18 protein-coding genes and 1 tRNA gene are annotated in these 21,945 nt (G+C 69.3%); 10 read left to right on the top strand and 9 right to left on the bottom strand.

Going from position 1 to position 21,945, the window contains the following annotated elements:
* Positions 1 to 19: 19 nt before the first annotated feature.
* The 8 genes from H566_RS0108025 to dnaQ form a co-directional block, all read right to left on the bottom strand.
* Positions 20 to 784 carry a LysE family translocator gene (locus H566_RS0108025; protein WP_028311037.1) on the bottom strand — a complete coding sequence of 255 codons (765 nt, stop codon included), beginning with the start codon at positions 782 to 784 and terminating at the stop codon, positions 20 to 22.
* Position 785: 1 nt separating this feature from the next.
* Positions 786 to 1,625: an urea ABC transporter ATP-binding protein UrtD gene (gene urtD / locus H566_RS0108020; protein WP_051378589.1), complete on the bottom strand. Its 840-nt coding sequence runs from the start codon at positions 1,623 to 1,625 to the stop codon at positions 786 to 788.
* Positions 1,626 to 1,675: 50 nt separating this feature from the next.
* Entirely contained in the window at positions 1,676 to 2,797 is a 1,122-nt protein-coding gene (gene urtC, locus H566_RS0108015) for an urea ABC transporter permease subunit UrtC (protein WP_028311035.1), read from the bottom strand.
* Entirely contained in the window at positions 2,794 to 4,413 is a 1,620-nt protein-coding gene (urtB, locus tag H566_RS0108010) for an urea ABC transporter permease subunit UrtB (RefSeq protein WP_028311034.1), read from the bottom strand. The genes urtC and urtB overlap by 4 nt, the downstream gene beginning before the upstream one ends.
* A 225-nt stretch (positions 4,414 to 4,638) precedes the next feature.
* On the bottom strand, positions 4,639 to 5,892 hold the full coding sequence (gene urtA / locus H566_RS0108005; protein WP_028311033.1) for an urea ABC transporter substrate-binding protein: 1,254 nt from the start codon (positions 5,890 to 5,892) through the stop codon (positions 4,639 to 4,641).
* A gap of 257 nt (positions 5,893 to 6,149) precedes the next feature.
* Entirely contained in the window at positions 6,150 to 8,285 is a 2,136-nt protein-coding gene (locus tag H566_RS0108000; protein WP_028311032.1) for a 3-hydroxyacyl-CoA dehydrogenase NAD-binding domain-containing protein, read from the bottom strand.
* 180 nt (positions 8,286 to 8,465) lie between these two features.
* Positions 8,466 to 8,540, bottom strand: a tRNA-Val gene (locus H566_RS0107995).
* 16 nt (positions 8,541 to 8,556) lie between these two features.
* Positions 8,557 to 9,273, bottom strand: coding sequence for a DNA polymerase III subunit epsilon (gene dnaQ, locus H566_RS0107990; RefSeq protein ID WP_028311031.1), 717 nt, complete (start codon positions 9,271 to 9,273; stop codon positions 8,557 to 8,559).
* Positions 9,274 to 9,461: 188 nt separating this feature from the next.
* Between dnaQ and nadD the strand changes: the two genes are divergently transcribed.
* The 10 genes from nadD to H566_RS0107940 all read left to right on the top strand — a co-directional run bounded on the left by nadD (position 9,462) and on the right by H566_RS0107940 (position 20,043).
* Positions 9,462 to 10,100, top strand: a complete 639-nt coding sequence (nadD, locus tag H566_RS0107985; RefSeq protein WP_034410977.1) for a nicotinate (nicotinamide) nucleotide adenylyltransferase — start codon at positions 9,462 to 9,464, stop codon at positions 10,098 to 10,100.
* Positions 10,101 to 10,907: a ribosome silencing factor gene (gene rsfS / locus H566_RS0107980; RefSeq protein ID WP_028311029.1), complete on the top strand. Its 807-nt coding sequence runs from the start codon at positions 10,101 to 10,103 to the stop codon at positions 10,905 to 10,907.
* A 6-nt stretch (positions 10,908 to 10,913) separates the two neighbouring features.
* The gene (gene rlmH / locus H566_RS0107975) at positions 10,914 to 11,384 is read left to right on the top strand and encodes a 23S rRNA (pseudouridine(1915)-N(3))-methyltransferase RlmH (RefSeq protein WP_028311028.1); all 471 of its coding nucleotides are present in this window, start codon (positions 10,914 to 10,916) and stop codon (positions 11,382 to 11,384) included.
* Positions 11,385 to 11,399: 15 nt separating this feature from the next.
* Complete coding sequence (locus tag H566_RS0107970) at positions 11,400 to 12,047, top strand: Maf family protein (RefSeq protein ID WP_028311027.1); 648 nt, start codon at positions 11,400 to 11,402, stop codon at positions 12,045 to 12,047.
* A complete protein-coding gene (gene rng / locus H566_RS0107965) occupies positions 12,044 to 13,549 on the top strand; it encodes a ribonuclease G (protein WP_028311026.1) in 1,506 nt (501 codons plus the stop codon). The genes H566_RS0107970 and rng overlap by 4 nt, the downstream gene beginning before the upstream one ends.
* Positions 13,550 to 13,562: 13 nt before the next feature.
* Positions 13,563 to 14,633: a glycosyltransferase family 4 protein gene (locus H566_RS0107960; protein WP_028311025.1), complete on the top strand. Its 1,071-nt coding sequence runs from the start codon at positions 13,563 to 13,565 to the stop codon at positions 14,631 to 14,633.
* The gene (locus tag H566_RS0107955; protein WP_028311024.1) at positions 14,612 to 16,957 is read left to right on the top strand and encodes an O-antigen ligase family protein; all 2,346 of its coding nucleotides are present in this window, start codon (positions 14,612 to 14,614) and stop codon (positions 16,955 to 16,957) included. The genes H566_RS0107960 and H566_RS0107955 overlap by 22 nt, the downstream gene beginning before the upstream one ends.
* A gap of 22 nt (positions 16,958 to 16,979) precedes the next feature.
* Positions 16,980 to 17,753 (top strand): glycosyltransferase family 2 protein, encoded by a 774-nt coding sequence (locus tag H566_RS0107950; protein ID WP_028311023.1) that lies wholly within the window; start codon positions 16,980 to 16,982, stop codon positions 17,751 to 17,753.
* A gap of 50 nt (positions 17,754 to 17,803) precedes the next feature.
* Positions 17,804 to 18,883, top strand: coding sequence for a glycosyltransferase family 9 protein (locus H566_RS28875; RefSeq protein WP_028311022.1), 1,080 nt, complete (start codon positions 17,804 to 17,806; stop codon positions 18,881 to 18,883).
* A 68-nt stretch (positions 18,884 to 18,951) separates the two neighbouring features.
* Positions 18,952 to 20,043 (top strand): glycosyltransferase family 9 protein, encoded by a 1,092-nt coding sequence (locus H566_RS0107940; protein ID WP_028311021.1) that lies wholly within the window; start codon positions 18,952 to 18,954, stop codon positions 20,041 to 20,043.
* Here H566_RS0107940 and msbA read toward each other — a convergent pair.
* On the bottom strand, positions 19,995 to 21,755 hold the full coding sequence (msbA, locus tag H566_RS0107935; RefSeq protein WP_028311020.1) for a lipid A export permease/ATP-binding protein MsbA: 1,761 nt from the start codon (positions 21,753 to 21,755) through the stop codon (positions 19,995 to 19,997). The two genes, H566_RS0107940 and msbA, sit on opposite strands and share 49 nt — an antisense overlap.
* Positions 21,756 to 21,945 lie beyond the last annotated feature (190 nt).

The following is a 21,945-nucleotide window of genomic DNA, read 5'->3' as shown; positions in this document are numbered from 1 at the left end:
GGCGCTAGTGAAGAGTCAGTCAGGCCGGGCCGCGCCGGAACAGCGCGAGCGCGGCGGCAAGGATGAACATGAAAGCCGCGCAGCCGCGGTTGATGGCGCGCAGCCCGCGCGCCGTCAGCAGGCGCACCGCCTGCATACCGGCGGACGCGTAGGCCAGCATCACGCACAGGTCGAGACCGGTGAACACGAGGGCCAGCTCGGCATACTGGGCCGCCTGCGGCCGCGCCGCGTCAACGAACTGCGGCAGGAAGGCCGAGAAGAACAGCAGCGCCTTGGGGTTGAACAGCTGGACGGTCGCGCTGCGGACGAAGGCGCGGCGGCACTCGGGCCAGACGGAGGCCGAAGCCGAAGCCGAAGCCGAAGCCGAAGCCGAAGCCGAAGCCGAAGCCGAAGCCGAAGCCGAAGCCGCCAGAGTCTTTGCGCCTGCGTCGTCCGCCGCAAACCCGCCTCCGGAATGCCGCTTCAACGCTTCTGCCGTCTGCTCCGCGAGCCCTACCGGCCGATCCCGCCACAGCTTCACGCCAAGCCAGACCAGATAGCCCACGCCCGCCACCCGCAGCACCTCGAACACCGTCTGCGATGCCGCCAGCAGCGTGCCCAACCCGAGCGCCACCGCCCCAATCAGCAGCAGGCTCGCCAGCGTCGCGCCGGCGATGCCCCAGGCCGCGCGCCGCAGCCCGCCCGCGATACCGTTGGTGAGCGCGAGCAGCATCGTCGGCCCCGGCGTCGCGGCCAGCGCGAGCGAGGTGGCGATGAAGACCAGCAGCGTCGGAGTCTCGACCATGTCAGCGACCGAGATAGACCTCGATGACCTTCTCGTCGTTCTGCACCGCCTCCATCGAGCCCTCGGCCAGCACCGAGCCGTCGCACAGGCAGGTCACCTTGCGCGCGATCGTCCCGATGAAGTCCATGTCGTGCTCGACGACCATGATCGAGTGCTTGCCTTCCAGCTCCAGGATCAGCTCGGCGGTGCGCTCGGTCTCGGCGTCGGTCATGCCCGCCACCGGCTCGTCGAGCAGGATCAGCTCCGGCTCCTGCATCAGCAGCATGCCGATCTCCAGCCATTGCTTCTGGCCGTGCGACAGGTTGCCCGCGAGACGATGCTCGCTGCCTTCGAGCTTGATGGTGCGCAGCACCTGGGCGATGTGGTCGCGCTGCTCGCCTGTGAGGCGGAAGAACAGCGTCGGCTTGACCGACTTGTCGGTCTTGAGCGCGAGTTCGAGGTTCTCGAACACCGTGTGCTGCTCGAACACCGTCGGCTTCTGGAACTTGCGGCCGATGCCCAGATGCGCGATCTCGGTCTCGACCAGCCGCGTCAGGTCATGCACTTGGCCGAAGAAGGCCTTGCCACTGTCGGGCCGAGTCTTGCCGGTGATGACGTCCATCATCGTCGTCTTGCCCGCGCCGTTCGGCCCGATGATGCAGCGCAGCTCGCCGCGCTCGATCGTCATGTTCAGGTTGTTGATCGCCTTGAAGCCGTCGAAGCTCACGCAGATGTCTTCCAGGTAGAGGATCGGGCCGTGCGAGGTATCTACCTTGCTGCGATCGACCACGTGGCCGTAGCTCGCGCCGGCGCCTGCGGGGCCGGTGCCGGCGTGGATGGGAGCGCTGTTTTCGCTTTGCATCGTGTGCGTGATGGCGGCGGGCATCGCGAGCCCGCTCAGGAAACGTCCGTTCATGCGCTCACCTCCTCGGCGGCGGGCGCGGCCTTCTTGCCGCCCAGGCGCTTGCCGATGTCGGCGAACAGGCCCAGCAGCCCCTGCGGCAGCAGCAGCGTCACGACGATGAACAGCAGCCCCAGGAAGTAGAGCCAGAACTCCGGAAAGGCCACGGTGAAGTAGCTCTTGGCTAGGTTGACCACGAAGGCGCCGAGGATGGCGCCGAACAGCGTGCCGCGTCCGCCCACCGCGACCCAGATCGCGACCTCGATCGAGTTGGCCGGCGACATCTCGCTCGGGTTGATGATGCCCACCTGCGGCACGTACAGCGCGCCGGCAATCGCCGACAGCACCGCCGCCACGGTCCACACGAACAGCTTGAACCACAGCGTGTTGTAGCCGAGGAAGAGCAGCCGCGACTCGCCGTCGCGCACCGCGGTCAACACCCGGCCGAGCTTGCTCATCACGATGAAGCGGCAGGCCACCAGCGCCGCCAGCAGGTACAGCCCCGTCAGCACGAACAGCGTCACCTTGGTGGCCGGATCGGTGAGCGAGAAGCCGAGCACGCGCTTGAAGTCGGTGAAGCCGTTGTTGCCGCCGAAGCCCATGTCGTTGCGGAAGAAGGCGAGCATCGCGGCCAGCGTCACCGCCTGCGTGATGATCGAGAAGTACACGCCCTTGATGCGCGAGCGGAAGGCGAAGTAGCCGAACACGAAGGCCAGCACGCCCGGCACCAGCAGCACCATCAGCGCCGCCCACCAGAAGTGGTCGGTCATCGCCCAGTACCAGGGGAATTCCTTCCAGTCCAGAAAGACCATGAAGTCGGGCAGATCGCTCTGGTACACGCCGTCATGGCCGATCTCGCGCATCAGGTACATGCCGAAGGCATAGCCGCCGAGCGCGAAGAACACGCCCTGCCCGAGCGACAGGATGCCGGTGTAGCCCCAGATCAGGTCCATCGCCAGCGCCACCACGGCGTAGCACATGAACTTGCCCAGCACCGAGATGACGAAGGCCGACACATGCAGCGGATTGCCCTCGGGCACCGCGAGATGCAGTACCGGCAGCACCACGACCACGAGGGCCGCGACCGCGAGGATGGATAGCCACACCCGCGGGGAAAACAGACGCGCAATCATGCTTCGACGCTCCTGCCCTTGACCGCGAACAGTCCCTGCGGGCGCTTCTGGATGAAAAGGATGATGAAGACCAGGACCATGATCTTGGCCAGCACGGCGCCCGACCACGGCTCGAGGAACTTCGACAGCGAGCCGAGGCCCAGCGCCGCGATCACGGTCCCGGCCAGCTGGCCCACTCCGCCGAACACCACGACCATGAACGAATCGACGATGTAGCTGCGGCCGAGGTCCGGCCCGACGTTGCCGATCTGCGAGAGCGCCACGCCGCCGAGGCCGGCCACGCCCGCGCCGAGACCGAAGGTGAGCATGTCGATGCGATGCGTCGGCACGCCGCAGCAGCTCGCCATCTTGCGGTTCTGCGTCACCGCCCGCACGAACAGGCCGAGCCGCGTGCGCGCGATCAGCAGGTACACCGCGAACAGCACCGCGAACGAGAACAGCACGATGATGATCCGGTTGAACGGGATCACGATGCCGCCCGCCAGCGCGATGCCGCCCGACATCCAGCTCGGGTTCTCCACCTCGACGTTCTGCGCGCCGAAGATCGTGCGGCAGGCCTGGATCAGCAGCAGGCTGATGCCCCAGGTGGTGAGCAGCGTCTCGAGCGGACGGCCGTAGAGCCAGCGGATGATCGTGCGCTCCAGCACCATGCCGACCGCCGCCGTCACGAGAAAGGCCACCGGCAGCGCCGCGACCACATACCAGTCGAAGGCGCCCGGCGCGTACTTGCGGAACAGCCCCTGCACCACGTAGGTGCTGTAGGCGCCGATCATCAGCAGCTCGCCGTGGGCCATGTTGATGATGCCCATCAGGCCGTAGGTGATCGCGAGGCCGAGCGCCGCGAGCAGCAGGATGCTGCCGAGCGAGATGCCCGAGAACAGGTTGGCCAGCATCTCGTACTTCTTGAGCCGGCCGTTGATGTCGTCGAGCGCGGCCTGGGCGGCGGCGCGCACCGTGGCGTCGGGCTCGGCATAGCTGTCGCCGCTCTTTTCGAGCAGGCCGGCGAGCAGCTGGCGGATTTCGGTGCTGTCGCCGGCGGCGAGCTTCTTCGCGGCGGCAGCGCGCACGGCCGGGTCGTCGCTCTTGATTTCGAGCGCCGCCTCGGCGGTGACGAGCAGCGCCTTGATCTCCTCGTCCTTCTCGGTCTCAGCGGCCTTCTGCAGCGCCGGGAGGATCGCGAGGTTCTCGCTGCCCTGGAGCGCGCGGGCGGCCGCGACGCGGGTGGCGCGGTCGGCGGAGCCGAGCCTGAGCAGCGCGAGGCCGGCGTCGAGTTCGCCGCGCAGGCGGTTGTTGATGCTCAGGCCCTCGGCGTTGTCGGGCACCGGGCTGACGACCTCGCCGGTGACGGCGTCGGTGTACTTGTCGTCGGCGCTGACGAGCAGCCGCACGACCTTGCCGTCGGCATCGGTCACCGAATAGAGCGCGTCATTGGCGAGCGCCTCGAAGATCGCGACGGTGCGCGGATCGCCCGCCTCGGCGAGCTTGCCGATGGCTTCGACGCGGGCGTCGCTGTCTTCATCGGCGAGTTTGAGGACGAGTGCCGCGTCGGGCGCGGCGCGCGCGCTGCCGAGCGTGACGAGCAGCAGCGTGGCGAGGAGTAGGAGTCGGCGGAGCATCGCGGTGGGCGTCTCGTGCGGGCGGGAGGACGGAAGGCAGCCTGGGCCTGAGCTGGATCGCGCCGCGTCGTTGCGGCCAGGACCGAGAGGCTGCCCGGCGGATGGCCGGGACTGCGAAGGTCCGGTGCGGATGTCGGACCGGGCGGCGCGGCGGGCGGGTCGCCGGAGAACGACCGCCGCCGCGCGCCTCGTGCCGCGCCCGGAGCCGGGCACGGCGAGCAGGCATCAGATGTTCTGCTTGCTCTCGTTGCCCGGAATGAACGGGCTCCACGGCTGGGCGCGGATCGGTTCCTTCGTCTTCCAGACGATGTTGAACTGGCCGTCGGCCTTGATCTCACCGATGTACACCGGCTTGTGCAGGTGGTGATTGGTCTTGTCCATCATCACTTCGAAGCCCGACGGCGCCTTGAACTTCTGGCCCGCGACGGCGGCGATGACCTTCTCGACATCGGTGGTCTTGGCCTGTTCGACGGCCTGCTTCCACATGTTGATGCCGATGTAGGTGGCTTCCATCGGGTCGTTGGTGACGGCCTTGTCGGCGTTGGCGAGGTTCTTCGCCTTGGCGTAGGCCTTCCACTTCTTGATGAACTCTTCGTTCGTCGGGTTCTTGATCGACTGGAAGTAGTTCCAGGCGGCCAGATGGCCCACGAGCGGCTTGGTGTCGACGCCGCGCAGTTCTTCCTCACCGACCGAGAAGGCGACGACCGGCACGTCCTTGGCCTTGAGGCCGGCGTTGCCGAGTTCCTTGTAGAACGGGACGTTGGAGTCGCCGTTGATGGTCGAGATCACGCAGGTCTTGCCGCCAGCGGCGAACTTCTTGATGTCGGCGACGATGGTCTGGTAGTCGCTGTGGCCGAACGGCGTGTACTTCTCGTCGATGTCCTTCTCGTCGACGCCCTTGCTCTTGAGGAAGGCGCGCAGGATCTTGTTGGTCGTGCGCGGATACACATAGTCGGTACCGAGCAGGACGAAGCGCTTGGCGCCGCCGCCTTCCTTGCTCATCAGGTACTCGACCGCCGGGATGGCCTGCTGGTTGGGCGCGGCGCCCGTGTAGAACACGTTCTTTTCGAGTTCTTCGCCTTCGTACTGCACCGGGTAGAACAGCAGGCTGTTCAGTTCCTTGAACACCGGCAGGACCGACTTGCGCGACACCGAAGTCCAGCAGCCGAACACGACCGAGACCTTGTCCTGGGAGATGAGCTGCTTGGCCTTCTCGGCAAACAGCGGCCAGTCCGACGCGGGATCGACGACGACGGGCTGGATCGGACGGCCCATGACGCCGCCCTTCGCATTGATTTCGTCGAAGGTCATCAGGGCGCAGTCCTTGAGCGTCGTCTCGGAGATGGCCATGGTGCCCGACAGGCTGTGCAGGACGCCGACCTTGATCGGCTCCTTCGACTGGCTGAAAGCGGTGGAGATGCTGCTGCAGGTAAGAACGCTGCCGGCGGCTGCGGTCTTTACAAACTCCCGACGATCCATGAACGGTTCCTCTCTGTGGATATGAGGCGTGAAGCCCGGCTTCCCGTTCGCAGGTTCCATGCCACGGATCGCGTTCGATCCGCCCACCTGATTGGATACAAAAACCCTTGTCCGCAGACGACAGATTTGCCCCGTTCACGCGACAAGGCACCGCCTTCGGGCGGTGACGCACAAAAACAAACGCCCCGGGTTTCTGCCCGGGGCGTCGCGGCACCACGAAAGCGCTTGCAATACGAGGGGGTATCGCTGCAGCCCGCTCAGACGGGGAAAAAGACCGCGCCGCTCGCGGCCATCTCGCGCAACCGCGCACCGGGCTGGTACATGCCGCCAAGACCGGCATGGCGATCGGCGCTCTCCACGATGGCCGTCGCACCGCGCGAGTCGGCATACCGCAGCGGCCCGCCGCGAAAGCGGGGAAAGCCGAGCGCGAGCAGTACCGCCATGTCGAGTTCGGCGGCGGTCTCGACCACGCCCTCGTCGAGCGCGCGGGCGGCTTCGAGCACGACCGGCAGGATCATGCGTTCGGCGATCTGCTCGTCGGTGATGACGATGGGCGAGCCCGACACGGCCGGCGCGAGCGCGACGGCAATGTCGTCGGCCGGCAGACGACGTTCGCGGCCGGTTTCGTCGGCCTCGTGACGCCAGAAGCCGAGGCCGGTCTTGCGGCCGAGGCGGTGGGCGGCGTCGAGCACGGCGAAGGCGTGCGGCTCCTCGACCAGCAGCCGGTTGCCGAAGGCGTGGGCAACGGTATCGACGATGTGGTGGACGAGATCGATGCCAAGGCTGTCGCTGAGCGCGCCCGGGCCAGCCGGCCAGCCCCAGGCTTCGAGCACGCGGTCGATGCGCGCGACCTCGACGCCATCGCGCAGCAGCCGCGCGAACGCGAGCAGATGCACGGTCAGCAGCCGGTTGATGAGAAAGCCCGGGCCGTCGTACACGAGCACCGGCAGCTTGCCGAGCGCGAGCGCGTGGCCAACCGCCGTGCCGACCGCCTCGGCGCTGGTACGCGGCCCGCGCACCACCTCGACCAGCGGCGTGGCCGGCGCGGGATTGAAGAAGTGCATGCCGACGAAGTTCTCGGGCCGCGCGAGCGGCACCGACAGCTCGGCGATCGTGAGCGTCGCGGTGTTGGACGCAAGCACCGCCTCGGGCGCGACGCGCGGCTCGATATCCATGAGCAGTCGGTGCTTGATGCCGAGATCCTCATTCACCGCCTCGATCAGGATGTCGGCATCGGCCACCTTGCCGGGGTCGAGCGTCGGCTCGATCGCGGCGCGCACCGCCACGGCCTTGTCGTCGCCCAGCTTGCCGCCGGCGACCTGCCGCGCGAGCAGTCGATCGACCTCGCGCAGCCCCTGGTCGAGCTTGCTCTGGGCAATGTCCTGCATCACGACCGGAAAGCCGCGCTGCGCATTCGCGAAGGCGATGCCGCCGCCCATCACGCCCGAACCCATCACTGCGACCCGGCGTACGGGCTTGCCGGCCTTGGCCAGTGCACGCGCCTTCTTGCGCAAGGCCTGATCGCCGAGGAAGACGCCGACCAGCGCCGCCGCCGCCGGCGTGCGGGCGACGCGCGCGAAGGCGTGGTTCTCACGCTCGATGGCAGCATCGCGGCCGAGGCCGGCGGTCTCGACTAGCAGCTCGATCGCGACCGAGGCCGCGGGCGCGAGCGACGCGTTTGCAGCCTGTGCCGCACGCGCACGAGCGACGAGGTCGGCATCGAGCGCGAAACCGGCATGCGCCGTCGCGCGGCGGCCGCGCCAGTCGAGTTCGCCGGCTGCCGCGGCCTTGAGCAGGGCGAGCGCCTCGTCGCGCAGCGCGGCCGGCGGCACGACCTTGTCCACCACGCCGGCCTCGTAGGCGGTCGCCGCCTTGCGCGGCGCGCCGGACCTGATCCAGTCGAGAGCGACCGCGGCCCCCGCCAGACGCGGCAGCCGCGCCGTACCGCCAAAGCCCGGAATGATGCCGAGTGTGGTCTCGGGCAGGCCGATCTGCGCCGTCTCGGCGATCACGCGGAAATCGCTCGCAAGCGCCATCTCGAGCCCGCCGCCGAGCGCGAAGCCGTTGATCGCGGTGACGATCGGCACCGGCAGATCGGAGAAGGCATTGAAGATGGCGCAGGACGCGCCGATCCAGGCGGCGATCTCTGCCTCGGGCCGCGCGAACACCGGCAGAAACTCGAAGATGTCGGCACCGGCGATGAACACGTCCTTGGCGCTCGTCACGAGTACACCGCGCAGCCCAGCGAAGGCGGCCAGTTCATCCAGCGCGGCCTTGAAATCGCCGAGCGTGAGCGCATCGAACTTGTTGACCGACTCGGCCTGCCGATCGAAACGCAACTCGACGAAGCCCTCTTCCACGACTGCGAGCTTCAGCGCCCGGCCTTCGAACATGGTTTTCTCCTCGGGGACACACTTGCCTCGCTGAGATTGTATCCATCCGCATCCGGACGGCCGCGCATGCATGACGCGACTGAAACAGTCGGTGGTCGGCAACGTCCACCAACGGGCGTATGCAACCGGAAGCCAGAAACGACAACGCCCCGCATCGAGCGGGGCGTTGAACGTGGAATCTGGTGGGCGGTACTGGGATCGAACCAGTGGCTTCCACCGTGTGAAGGTGGCACTCTACCGCTGAGTTAACCGCCCGGGAGAGAGCCATGCATTATAGCTGGCTTTCCGGATTTGGCAACACCTGTGTCCAGATGGGTGGCTTTTTTGTCTCTTTCTCGATCGCCTTCATCACGACTTCGTGTGCCGCGACCTCGTCGTCGCTCGCGCGCAGCACCTTGAACACGAGCGCCGACAGGTCCACCGCCTGCACGCCTTCACGCACCGTTTCCTCGGCCTCCGTGAAGAAGGTTTCCTGGCCGCGCGTCATCGCCAGATACACCTCTGCCAGCAGCTGGGCATCGAGCAAGGCGCCGTGCAGCACGCGATGCGAATTGGAAATGCCGTAGCGCTCGCAAAGCGCATCGAGGTTGTGGCGCTTGCCCGGATTGAGCTCGCGGCTGATGTGCAGCGTGTCGATCACGCCCGCGACCGCCTCGCCGAAGCCGCCGCGCCTGAGCCGCGCCAGCTCCGCGTCGAGAAAGCCCACATCGAAGGCCGCGTTGTGGATGACGATCTCGGCGCCGGCCACGAAGTTCATCAGCTCGTCGGCGACCTCGGCGAACTTGGGCTTGTCGGCGAGGAATTCCTCGGTCAGGCCGTGGACCTTGAGCGCGTCGGGATCGCTCGCGCGCTCGGGGTTGATGTAACGGTGGAAGTTGCGACCGGTCAGCCGGCGATTGTCGATCTCGATGCAACCGATCTCGATCACCCGGTCGCCGCCGCGTGCATTGAGGCCGGTGGTTTCGGTATCGAGGACGATCTGGCGCATGGGAAGCCGCTTGCTGTTGATGAAAGCGCGGATTGTCGCGCAGCGCGCCGCGCCGTTCACTCGCCTCCCGTCAGCCGCGCTCGACGCCGCTCCGCGCTCTGCTATCTTGCGCGGCCGTTTTTTGCCCTTGCCAGCTCTTTGACGATGCTCCAGCCCACCGCACGCCGCGCCGTTCGCGCGCGATCCGCATGAGCGCCGCGCCGCGTATCGGCGTGTTCGGCGGCACCTTCGATCCGCCGCATGTCGCGCACATCGCGCTCGCCACGGCGGCGCTCGAACGGCTGGCGCTCGACCGCGTGCTGTTCGTGGTGTCGGGCAGCCCGTGGCAGAAGAGCGGCGTGTCGCCCGCGCCGCAACGGCTGCGCATGATGGAACTGGCGCTGGCGCAGGCGCCGGCCGCGCTGCGCGGGCATGCCGAGGTCGAGCGCTGCGAACTCGACCGCGCAGGCCCGAGCTACACCGCCGACACCCTCGCCCTGCTGCGTCGCCGCTACGGGCCGGACGCGGTGCTGATGCTGCTGATCGGCAGCGACCAGTTCCGCAACCTGCCGAGCTGGCATCGCTACGACGAACTGCCGGCGCTCGCGCACATCGCCGTCGCCGACCGCGCTGGCATGCCGGCGCCCAACCTGCCGCCGCGCGCCCTGCCCGAGGGGCCGGCGGGCGGCACGGTGTCCTTCGAGATGCCGTCCATCGACCTTTCGGCCACCGGGCTGCGCGCGGCGCTGGCGGCCGGAGACCGGCCATCGGTCGCCGCTATGATCGCCCCCGCCGTGCTCGACTACATCGACGAGCACCAGCTCTACCGCTCACAAGAATTCCGCTGAATGAACATCACCAAGCTGCAACGCGTCATCGTCGACGCGCTCGAAGACGTCAAGGCGCAGGACGTGCTCGTCTTCAACACCTCGCATCTCACCTCGCTGTTCGACCGGGTCGTGATCGCGACCGGCACTTCCAACCGCCAGACCCGCGCGCTCGCGGCGTCGGTGCGCGATGAGGTCAAGAAGGCCGGCGGCGAGATCGTCAGCATGGAAGGCGAGGACACCGGCGAATGGGTGCTGGTCGATTGCGGCGACGCGGTCGTGCACCTGATGCAGCCGGCGATCCGCCAGTACTACAACCTCGAGGAAGTGTGGGGCGGCAAGGTCGTGCGCCTCAAGTCGGGTGCCGACCGCGCCGAAGCCTCGCGCAAGGCCCGCTTCGCGAGCGAGGACGAGCCGACCGACGAGGCCGACGACTTCGCGCCCGACGCCGATGACGCCGACGACACGCCCGTGCGCGGCGCCAGCAAGTCGGGCCGCAGCGCCGCCGCCAAGTCCACCACCAAGCCGGCCGGCAAGCCCGCCAGCACCAAGACCGGCGCCTCGGTGCGCGCCGCCACCACCGCGCGCAAGGTCGCCGCGAAGGCCGCGGGCCGCAAGACCGCCGCCGGCACGGCTGCGTGCAAGACCGGTGCCGCCGGCACGGCCCGCAAGACCGCGACGACCACCGCCGCGCACAAGACCACCGCCGGCGCCACCGGCAAGACCGCCACCGTCGCGCGCAAGACCACGGCCGCCGGCAAGACGGCCGCCAAGACCGGCAACGCGATCAAGCGCATCGTCGTCAAGTCGGCCGGCCGCAAGAAGTAAGCCGCGATGCAACTCGTCATCGCCGCCGTCGGGCAGCGCATGCCGGGCTGGGTCGATCAGGGCTTCGACGAGTACGCGAAGCGCATGCCGCCCGAGATGCGCATCGTCCTCAAGGAAGTGAAGCCCGAGCAGCGCGGCGCGTCCAAGACCGCCGCCACGGTGATGGGCATCGAGGCCGAGCGCATCCGCGCCGCCATCCCGCGCGGCGCCCTGCTCGTCTGCCTCGACGAGCGCGGCCGCGACCTCACGAGCGTCGCGCTCTCCGAGCAGCTCGAAGGCTGGCGCCGCGAGGGCCGCGACGCGGTGTTCGTGATCGGCGGGGCCGACGGGCTCGACCCGGCGCTCAAGGCCGAGGCCGGCATGCTCATCCGCCTGAGCAGCCTCACGCTGCCCCACGGCATGGTCCGCGTGCTGCTGGCCGAGCAGCTCTACCGCGCCTGGTCCATCCTCAACAACCATCCCTATCACCGCGCCTGACAGCGCGGCCCGCCCATGCCCAAGTCGCGCACGCCGGACCGGATCTGGCTCGCCTCGCAAAGCCCGCGTCGCCAGGAACTCCTGAAGCAGATCGGCATCGCCTTCGACACCCTGCTGCCCGCCGACGCCGCCGAGGCGCATGCGCTGGAGGAGCTTGAAGCCGTGCTCGGCCGCGAGGCGCCCGCCACCTACGTCCAGCGCGTGACCGCGCTCAAGGCCGAGGCGGCGCTCGCGCGCATGAAGGCGCGCGGGCTGGAGCCGCGTCCGGTGCTCTGCGCCGACACGACGGTCGCGCTCGGCCGCGACATCCTCAGCAAGCCGGAGTCCGACGCGCATGCGGTCGAGATGCTGTCGCGGCTCGCCGGCGGCACACATCGCGTGCTCACCGCCGTGTGCGTCGTCACGCCGCGCAAACGGGCGGCGGCGCTGAGCGTGTCGAGCGTGACCATCGCGCCGATGACGCCGGCCCAGATCCGCGCCTACGTCGCCAGCGGCGAGCCGCGCGGCAAGGCCGGCGCCTACGCGATCCAAGGCCGCATGGCCGCCTGGGTCGCGAAGATCACAGGGAGTCACTCGGGCATCATGGGCCTGCCCCTGCACGAGACCGCCGCGCTGCTGCGTGACTTCCGGCTCGCCGCGCCCAACTTCGAGACGCCCGCATGAAGCCGAACGCCGAGGACATCCTCATCAACGTCACGCCCTACGAGACGCGCGTCGCCATCGTCATCCAGGGCTCGGTGCAGGAGCTGCACGTCGAGCGCGGCGCCGAGCGCGGGCTGGTGGGCAATCTCTATCTGGGGCGGGTGCAGCGCGTGCTGCCCGGCATGCAGAGCGCGTTCATCGACATCGGGCTGGAGCGCGCCGCCTTCCTGCACGTGGCCGACATCTACATCGACAAGCTCGGCACCGCGCGCAGCGGCCGCCATGACGAGCCGATGAAGCCGATCGAGAAGATCCTGCACGAGGGCCAAAGCCTGCTGGTGCAGGTCATCAAGGACCCGATCGGCACCAAGGGCGCGCGGCTTTCGACGCAGCTTTCCATCGCGGGCCGGATGCTCGTGTACCTGCCGCAGGACCCGCACATCGGCATCTCGCAGAAGATCGGCAACGAGGCCGAACGCGCCGCGCTGCGCGAGCGCGTGCAAAGGCTTGCAGCCGCCGCGAGCGCCGCCGCCGGCCAGACCGACAACGGCGGCTTCATCGTGCGCACCCAGGCCGAGGATTCGAGCGACGCCGAGCTTGCCGCCGACATCGCCTTCCTGCGCAAGACCTGGCTCCAGATCACCGCCGCGATGCAGACCCAGGGCGCGCCCGCCCTGCTCTATCAGGACCTGAGCCTCACCCAGCGCGTGCTGCGCGACATTGCGCATGACGGCACGGCGTCGATCCAGGTGGACTCGCGCTTCAACCATCAGCAGATGGTCGAGTTCGGCCAGGAATTCACGCCGGCCCTCGTGGACAAGCTCGTGCACTACCGCGGCGAGCGGCCGCTGTTCGACGTGTATGGCATCGACGAGGAGATCGAGAAGGCGCTCGGCCGCCGGGTCGATCTGAAGTCGGGCGGCTATCTGATCATCGACCAGACCGAGGCGATGACGACGATCGACGTGAACACCGGCGGCTACGTCGGCGTGCGCTCCTTCGACGACACGATCTTCAAGACCAATCTCGAAGCCGCCCAGTCGATTGCGCGCCAGCTGCGGCTGCGCAACCTCGGCGGAATCATCATCGTCGACTTCATCGACATGCAGGGCGCCGAGCACCGCGACTCGGTGCTGGCCGAGCTGCGCAAGGCGCTCGCGCGCGACCGCGTGCGCACGACGGTGAATGGCTTCAGCCAGCTCGGCCTGGTCGAACTCACGCGCAAGCGCACGCGCGAATCGCTCGCCCACATGCTGTGCGAGCCCTGCCCCGTCTGCGCCGGCCGCGGCGAGGTGAAGACGCCGCGCACCGTCTGCTACGAGATCCTGCGCGAAATCCTGCGCGAGGCGCGGCAGTTCAATCCGAAGGAGTTCCGCATCCTCGCGAGCCAGGGCGTGATCGACCTCTTCCTCGAAGAGGAATCGCAGAACCTCGCCTCGCTCGGCGACTTCATCGGCAAGCCGATCTCGCTCGCCGTCGAGGCGCTGTACTCGCAGGAGCAGTACGACATCATCCTGATGTGATGCGGCGGGGCGCATGAGGATCGGCATTTCCTGCAACGCGCTGCGTCCGAGCGGCGGCTTCGAGCGCTATGCGATGGACCTCGTCCGCGCGCTCGCGCGGCGCGGCGACAAGCCGTGGTTCTTCGCGCGCAAGTTCGATACGTCGGTGCCCGAGTACGCGCTCGTGCATCCGGTGGGCGTGAACGCGCCGGTACCGGGCAAGCTGCGCGACCTTTTCTGTTCGCGCCGCGTGGTGGCCGCGAAGGCGCGACTCGGCATCGATCTGCTCATCGGCTGCAACCGCACGCGCGGCGCCGACATCGCCGTCTGCGGCGGCACGCATCGCGGCTATCTGCGCGCCGAGGAGCGCTTCGGCAAGCCGTCGGACTGGCTCCAGGCGCGGCTCGAGCAGCAGCATTACGACGGCGCGCGCTTCGTGGTCGCGCATTCGCGGCTCATGGCCGGCGAGCTGCGCGAACTGTACGGCGTCGGCGACGACCGGCTGCGCGTGCTGCATCCGCCGGTGGACGCGAGCCGCTTCGCGCCGCCCTCGCCCGAGGCGCGCGCCGCGCTGCGCCGCGAACTCGGCTGGCGCGACGATCAGGTCGTGTTCCTGTTCCCGTCGTCGAGCCACAGGCGCAAGGGGCTGCCGCTGCTGCGCGCGTTCTTCGAGCGCACGGCGCTGCCGGTGCTGCTCGCGGTGGTTGGCCGCGAGGTGGACCGGCCGGGCCGCAACATCGCAAGCCTCGGCTACCGCCGCGACATCGAGAAGCTCTACGGCGCGGCCGACTACAGCCTGCTCGCATCCACCTACGAGCCTTTCGGCCTCGTGGGCGTGGAATCGGTGCTGTGCGGTACGCCCACGGTGCTGGCCGGCAACATCGCCTGCACCGAAGTGCTGGACGATGCGGCCTGCCTGCGCTTCGACCGCACCGATCCGGCCAGCCTCGCGGCGGCCATCGCCGGCGCGGTCGAACGCGCGCGCGATGGCCGCCATCGCCTCGCCGATCCGGCCGCGCATTTCATCGACTACGACCCCGACATCGACCGCCATCTGGCGGCGCTGCTCGCACTCGCCCCACCATGCCCTTCGGCTTCAACCTGACCCACGCCGCGCTGCTCGCGCTCACCCTGTTTCCCGCGCTGGTACTCACCGTCCGCCACAGCAGCAATGCCTGCCTGTTCGTGCTGGTGCTGCTGGCCATCGCACGGGCGGTCACCCGGCGCCAATCCCGGCCGTTGCCCGCCATCGACCGGCGCTACCGGTGGTTCGTGCTGGCCCTGGCCGCCTACCCGGTGTTCACGCTGGCGCGGATGCTCGCGGCGAGCGACCACAACGGCGCGGCACTGGACACGACGCTGCGCTATCTGCTCGCGGCGGGCGTGTTCGGCTTCATCGCCCGCATCGATTCGCGGCGGCTGCAACTGCCGGCCTGGGGCTTTGCCGCGGGCGCGGTGGGCGCCGCCGTGGCCGGCTGGATCGGTCTGCACCTGCTCAGGCTGGAGCGCGGCACCCTGCCCTTCGTCAATGCGATTCCCTTCGGGAACATGGCATTGCTGCTCGGCTATGTGGCGCTGCTGTCCTGCTTCTGGGGAAAGCCGACGCATCCCTTGCGCCGGCTGGCCGGCTCGGTCGGACTGGCTTGCGGTCTGTTCGCGTCACTGTTGTCGGAATCTCGCGGCGGCTGGCTCACGCTGCCGCTGTTCCTGCTGGCGCTGCTGGCGTCGCTGAGGCTGGGGCGGCTGGCGCGGGCGGGCATCGTGGCGCTCGCGCTCGCGGCCGGGGCCGGCGCCTATCTGGGCAACGACATCGTCCGGCATCGCGTCGAGATGGCGCAGTCCGACCTCGCCGAACTGGACAAGGGCAACGCCAACACCTCCACCGGCATCCGGCTCGCGCTGTGGCAGGCCGCGTGGCGCATGGGCACCGAGCATCCGCTGTTCGGCGTGGGGCGCGGCCGCTTCCAGCCGACGCTGGCCGAGTACGCCCGCGAAGGCCGGCTCGATCCGGCACTGACCGACAAGCGCCACGCCCACAACGACTTCCTCAACCACTTTGCCGAGACCGGCGCCGTCGGCCTGCTCGTGCTGCTCGGCATCTATCTGGTACCGGGCGCGCTGTTCCTGCGCGCGGCCCGCCGGGACGACGCGCTGCTGGCCGGCGCCGGTCGCGCCGGGCTGCTGGTCTGCGCCAGCTATCTGGTGTTCGGGCTGACCGAATCGATGCTCGCGGTGACGATGAATGCCGCCTTCCACGCCCTGACGCTGACCTGGCTGATGGCGCTGGTGGCGCGGCGCGAGGCCGAGCTGACCGCCGTCGCCGCGCCGGCCGACGCGGTCGCGCGCCAGCGCCGCCAGACCTGGCTCAAGCGCCGCTTGCTGCCGCTGCGCATCGCGCTGGCGCGGCTGCTGTGGTGGGTGCCGGCGCGACCGGCCGGACTAGGCCGGCCCGGCGGCCCGATGGTGTTCCTGCGCTGGGACGGCAAGCTCGGCGACTTCGTCGTGTCGGGCTTTCTCTACGGCGAACTGAAGCGCCGCTTCGGCTGCGAGATCGCGGTGGTGGTCGCGCCCGGCCAGGAGGCGCTCTACCGCGAGCTGCCGGGCGTCGACCATGTCGTCGACTGCCGGCGCCGCCATCCGGTCGACGTGTTGCGCGCGGCGCTGGCGCTGCGTCGGCTGGGCGCGCAGTACTGCGTCGAGCTGAACGACCGCGCGCGCTGGAGCGACCTGCTGTTCATGCGCGTGCTGGGCGCCCGCGTCAACCTGAAGGGCGCCGGCCCGGCCTTCAACCAGTTCCAGTTGCTCGACCTGCCCGATGACGGCCGCGTGGTCGATCGCTACCGCGCTTTCCTGCGCCATTTCGGCATCGAGGCGGCCGACTGGCGCTTCGACTGGCCGCTGACCGACGACGCCCGCGCCTTCGCCCGCGACGCCTTCACGAGCCGACGCGCGCGCCTCGTCATCAACCCCTTCGGCGCGAGTCCGCTGCGCAGCCTGTCGGCCGCGCGCGTCGCCGAGGTCGCCAATGACCTTCGCGCCGACGGCGAGGTCGTCATCCTCGTGCCGCCCGGCAATGACGGCTGGCGCGACGCGATACGGCCGCTGCTGCGCGACGGCGCCCGCCTGTGCGCCACCACCGACATCCGCCAGTCGGCCGCCGTGATCGCCGCCGCCGACCTGGTGATCTCGCCCGACACCTCGATCGCCCACATCGCGGCGCTGCACAGCCGGCCGCTGGTGGCGCTGTACCAGCCCCAGCCCGACAACCTCGCGCGCTGGACACCCGACTGCCCGGCGCTCGAACTGCTCGTCGCCGCGCCCGCCGCCGACGGCAGCGGTCAGATGCCGGTGGACAGCATCGCCGGCGCCGAAATCGTCGCGGCCGCGCGCCGCCTGCTCGCGGCCGTGCCGCCCCGAGCGCGCGCCTGAACCTCCGTACCGAAAGCCTCCGATGCCCACGCTCAGTGTCGTGATCGCCGCCCGCAACGAGGCGGCCAACATCGGCGATGCCGTGCGCAGCGCCGCCTTCGCCGACGAAGTGCTCGTGCTCGACAGCGGCAGCACCGACGGCACCGCCGACCTCGCCCGCGCCGCCGGCGCCCGCGTGCTCGTAACCGACTGGCCCGGCTACGGCCCGCAGCAGAACCGTGCCATCGACGAAAGCGCGGGCGACTGGATCTACTCGCTCGACGCCGACGAGCGCATCACGCCCGCGCTCGCCGCCGAGATCCGCGCCGTCATCACCGAAGGCCGCTTCGAGGTGTTCGACGTGCCGCGCCGCTCGCTGTTCGTGAAGCGCTTCATGAAGCACTCGGGCTGGTGGCCCGACCGCACGCGCCGACTGTTCAGGCGCGGCAGCGCGCGCTTCACCACCCACGTCATCCACGCCAACCTCGCCACCGAGAAGCCCGTCGGCCACCTCAAGGCCGCGATGACGCACTACAGCTACCGCGACCTCGCCAGCGTGCTGGAGAAGATGAACCGCTACTCCTCCGGCAGCGCCATCGACCTGCATGCACGCGGCAAGCGCGGCTCGCTCGGCGGCGCGATCCGCCACGGGCTCTGGGCCTTCGTGCGCACCTACATCGTCAAGCTCGGCTTCCTCGACGGCGCCGAGGGCTTCATGGTCGCCGTCGTCAACGCCGAAACCAGCTACTACAAGCACCTCAAGCTGCGCGAGATCGACCACGCCCGCCGTCCGCTCATCGACGAACCGCGCGCCTGATCCCGTCGCGGCACCGCACCACGAGACCCACGCCGACCGCCTCGCCCGCAATGCCACTTGCCTACTTCCGGCGTCTGCACCAGCCCGACTGCCTTCCGCCCATCGACCACGAACTCGACCGCGAACATGCCGCGCGCCCCCGGCGCCTGCGCATCAACCTCGCGCGCCGCCTCGTCCTGCGCGACCTCGGCGAAATCCTCAGCGGCCGCTTCGGCCGCCGCTGCATGCGCATCGGTCCCGAGGTCAGACGGGTGCTGTGGGTCTATGGCTGGACCACGATCGGCGATTCGGTCATGGACCTCGCCGCGCGCGACTGCTTCCCGCCACGCATCGAGGTCAGCCTGTGCATCAGTCCCCGTCTTGCCGGGCTGTATTCGCACGACCCGCGCTTCGCACGCGTGTTCACCGACCGCGACCGCTGCGGCGACGACTACGACCTGATCCTCGTGCAGGACTTCAACACCGCCACCTTCAAGTGGCTGCGACGGCGCTACCCGCGCCTGCCCTATGCCGGAATCATCGGCGACCTGCGCGGCGAACGGCTCGACCGGCCGGGCTTCACCCAAGGCCGCATCCGCGCGCTCTTCAACCATCCGGGCCGCAAGCACGCGCCCCGGCTGGCGCCGCCACCGCGTCCGCCGGCCTTGCCGCCGAGCGACGGCCCCCGCACCGAGGTGGCCGTCGCCCTCGGCGCCAATGATCCGCGCCGCCGGGTGAACGACTGGGGACGCCTGCTGCCACTGCTGGCCGAACGCTGGCCGACGCGCCTGCCGCCGCCGCGCTTCCATCTGCTCGGCATCGGCAACGCACGCGAAGACGCCGACCAGCTCGATCCCGCCTGGCGCGCCACGCATTGCGTCGACCATGTGGACGCGCTCGACCTCGAAACCACCTCCGCGCTGATCCACCGCTGCGCCGCCTTCGTCGGCCCGGACGGGGGACTGATGCATGTCGCGGTCGGTCATGGCAAGCCGGGCTGCGCCGTGTTCTTTCCGCCGATCCGGCCCGAATGGCGGCTGGTGACGCCCGCCGCGCTCGCCGTGGTCGAGATCCACGCCAGCCAGGGCCCGGCGACCACCGAGGCCATCGCGGACAGTTTCATCTCCAACCTGATGCGGAAACTTCTCTAGGTTTCACTCCGGATCGCAGGCGCCACCGCCCGGCGGCTTCAGACCGCCGACCCAGCACCCTCGATCCGATGCGACAACTTTATTGCCCCCCGTTCGGCGCCCAGTTCGCCAACCACCTCGAAAGCGCCTTCCACGCCCGACCGCCGGCACAGCGCCGACGCGACCGCAACAAGCTGCTGCGCCGCCGCCTGCTCGAAGCCTGCCTGCTGCGCCGCGCCTTGCGCCGGGACACCGCGCCGGAAGGCACGCGGCGCGTGCTCTGGCTCTACAACTGGCCCTCGATCGGTGATTCGCTCACCGATCTGGCCGCGCGCTCGCTGCTGCCGGCGCACGTCGAACTCGATCTCTGCATCGCGCCGCATCTGGCACCGCTCTATGCCGGCGACCGGCGCTTCAGCGCGATCTGGAGTGATTTGCGCGCCATCCCCGCCACGCGGCGCCACGACTTCATCCTGCTCCAGCAAAGCACGACGCCTGCCCTGTGGCAGCTCAGCCGGCGCTTTCCGGCGACGCGCTATGCGAGCGTGCTCGGCGACATCGTGGGCGACATGTTCGACCGGCTGCATTTCGGCCAGCTCAGGCTCGAACAGATCTTCCAGCTTCCGTCCGCTGCACGCGTGGCCCAGCTCCTGCCGCCACCGGCTTTGCCGGTCCGGCTCGACGGGGAGCCCGCCATCGCCATGGCCATCGGCGCCCGCGATCCGCGCCGCCATTTCCGCCGCTGGGCGGAGGTCGCGCGCGAACTGCGCGCGTCGCTGCCGGGCCGGCCGGTGTTCCATCTGCTCGGCGATGACAGCGCGCAGGCCGAAGCCGCCAGCCTGGTCGCCGCCTGCCCCGGGCTGCGCTTCGTGAATCACGTCGGCCGCACCCGTCTCGAAAACCTGAGGCAGATCGTGCACGCGGCCGATGCCTTCCTCGGCGCGGACGGCGGCCTCATGCATCTGGCGCTGGCCTACGACAAACCCGGCTGCGCCCTGTTTGCCAACCTGCCGGCGAGCTACCGGGTGCATCCGCGGGCGCGCCTGGGCACGGTCGAAACCGATGGTCCGCTGGACGCGCTCTGCGCCCGGACCATCGCCCGGACCTACGTCGCCAGCCTGGGGCGGACCGCTCAGTTCCTAGCGTCGAGCGCGTACTGGATGCGGTGCAGCCCCGCGTAGATGCCCTCGCGCGCAAGCAGTTCCGCATGCGTGCCCACCTCGGCCACGCGCCCCTGATCGAGCACGACGATGCGATCGACCTTCTCGATCGTGCTCAACCGGTGCGCGATCACGAGCGTCGTGCGCCCCTGCATCAGCTGCTCCAGCGCGGCCTGCACGTGGCGCTCGCTCTCCGAATCGAGCGCCGACGTCGCCTCGTCGAGGATGAGCACCGGCGCGTCCTTGAGCAGCGCCCGCGCGATCGCGAGCCGCTGGCGCTGCCCCCCCGACAGCCGCACGCCGTTCTCGCCGATTTCGGTGTCATAGCCCTGGGGTAGCGAGCGGATGAAGTCGTCGAGATGCGCGGCGCGCGCCGCCGCCTCGATCTCGGCGCGGGTCGCATCGCGCTTGCCGCCGTAGGCGATGTTGGCCGCGAGCGTGTCGTTGAACAGCACCACGTCCTGGCTGACCATCGCGATCTGCGCGCGCAGGCTGTCGAGCGAGATCTCTTCCAACGGCTGGCCGTCGAGCAGGATGCGTCCGCCCGTCGGCTGGTAGAAGCGCGGCACCAGGTTGGCGAACGAGGTCTTGCCGCCGCCCGACGCGCCCACCAGCGCCACCGACTCGCCGGCCCTGATGCTCACCGACACGTCGTTCAGCGAGGGCCGCTCGGCGCTCTCGTATTGCAGCGTCACATGATCGAACTCGATCGCGCCGCGCGCGTGCTCGATCTGCCGCGTCCCGGTATCCGGCTCGGCCTGCGTGTCGAGCAGCGTGAACACGCTCTCCGCCGCGATGATCCCGCGCTGAAGCTGGGAGTTCACATCGGTCAGCCGCTTCATCGGCGCGAGCAGCATCATCATCGCCGTCATGAAGGACGCGAACGCCGCCGAGGTCTGCTGCGTGACCGTGCCCTGCCAGATCACCACGCCCACCACCACCGACAGCGCGATCGCCGCCACCAGCTGCGACACCGCGCCCTGGGCCGACGACGCCACCGAGGCCCGCGTCGCATAGCCGCGCAGCGCCGCGTTGGTGCGCGCGAAACGGCCCGTCTCGTAGCTCTGGCCGCCGTAGATCTTCACCACCTTCTGGCCCTCGATCGCCTCCTGCAGCACGCCCAGCAGCTCGCGGTTCGATTCCTGGCTCAGCCGGCCCATCGCGCGCAAACGCTTGCGCGTGAGCTTGCTGACATGGCTCACCACCGGAACGATCACCGCCACCACCAGCGTGAGCTGCCAGTTCAGGTAGATCAGATAGGCCATGAGGCCGGCGATCATGATCGAGTCGCGGATCAGCACGATCACCGCGCCGGTCGCCGCCTGGCTCACGTTGTTGACGTCATTCGTGATGCGGCTGATGACCCAGGCGCTGCCATGGCTGTCGAGATAGCCCACGGGCAGCCGCAGCAGCCGGTCGAACATGTCGCCGCGCAGGTCCTGGATCACGCGGTTGCCCACGTACTCCATCAGATAGCTCGACCCGAAGTTGGAAAAGCCGCGCACGAAGGCCAGCACGATGAGCGCGAGCGGCCCGAGCCACACATAGCGCCACTCGCCCGAAAAGCCGCGCTCCAGCAGCAGTTGCAGGCCGCGCGGGATCATCCATTCCATGCCTCCGGCGACCACCATGCTCAGCACCGCGCCCATGAAGGCGGTGCGATAGGGCCGCGTGTAGCGCAGCAGGCGGAAGTAAAGCTCGCGGCCGTCGGCGGCCTCTTGTCTGTCGGTCATTCGAAATCCGGAAATGCGGGCAGCGCGGGCCGGCGCGAACTGCGCCGCGCCTCACGCCCTGCCCGATGAAACGATGCGCCGGTGACGGCGCGATGCGCGGCGCCCGCCCCGCGTCTGGCGGCAAGCGGCAACCGCGACTGCCCGCCGCCTGCCGGCGACGCCGGCGCGATGCACACCCGGCCTCAGCGGC

Origin of the sequence: Derxia gummosa DSM 723 (assembly GCF_000482785.1) — a bacterium.
Classification (GTDB): domain Bacteria; phylum Pseudomonadota; class Gammaproteobacteria; order Burkholderiales; family Burkholderiaceae_E; genus Derxia; species Derxia gummosa.
Note: the sequence above shows the minus strand (reverse complement) of the source record. Positions and strands in the feature narration are given on the sequence as shown.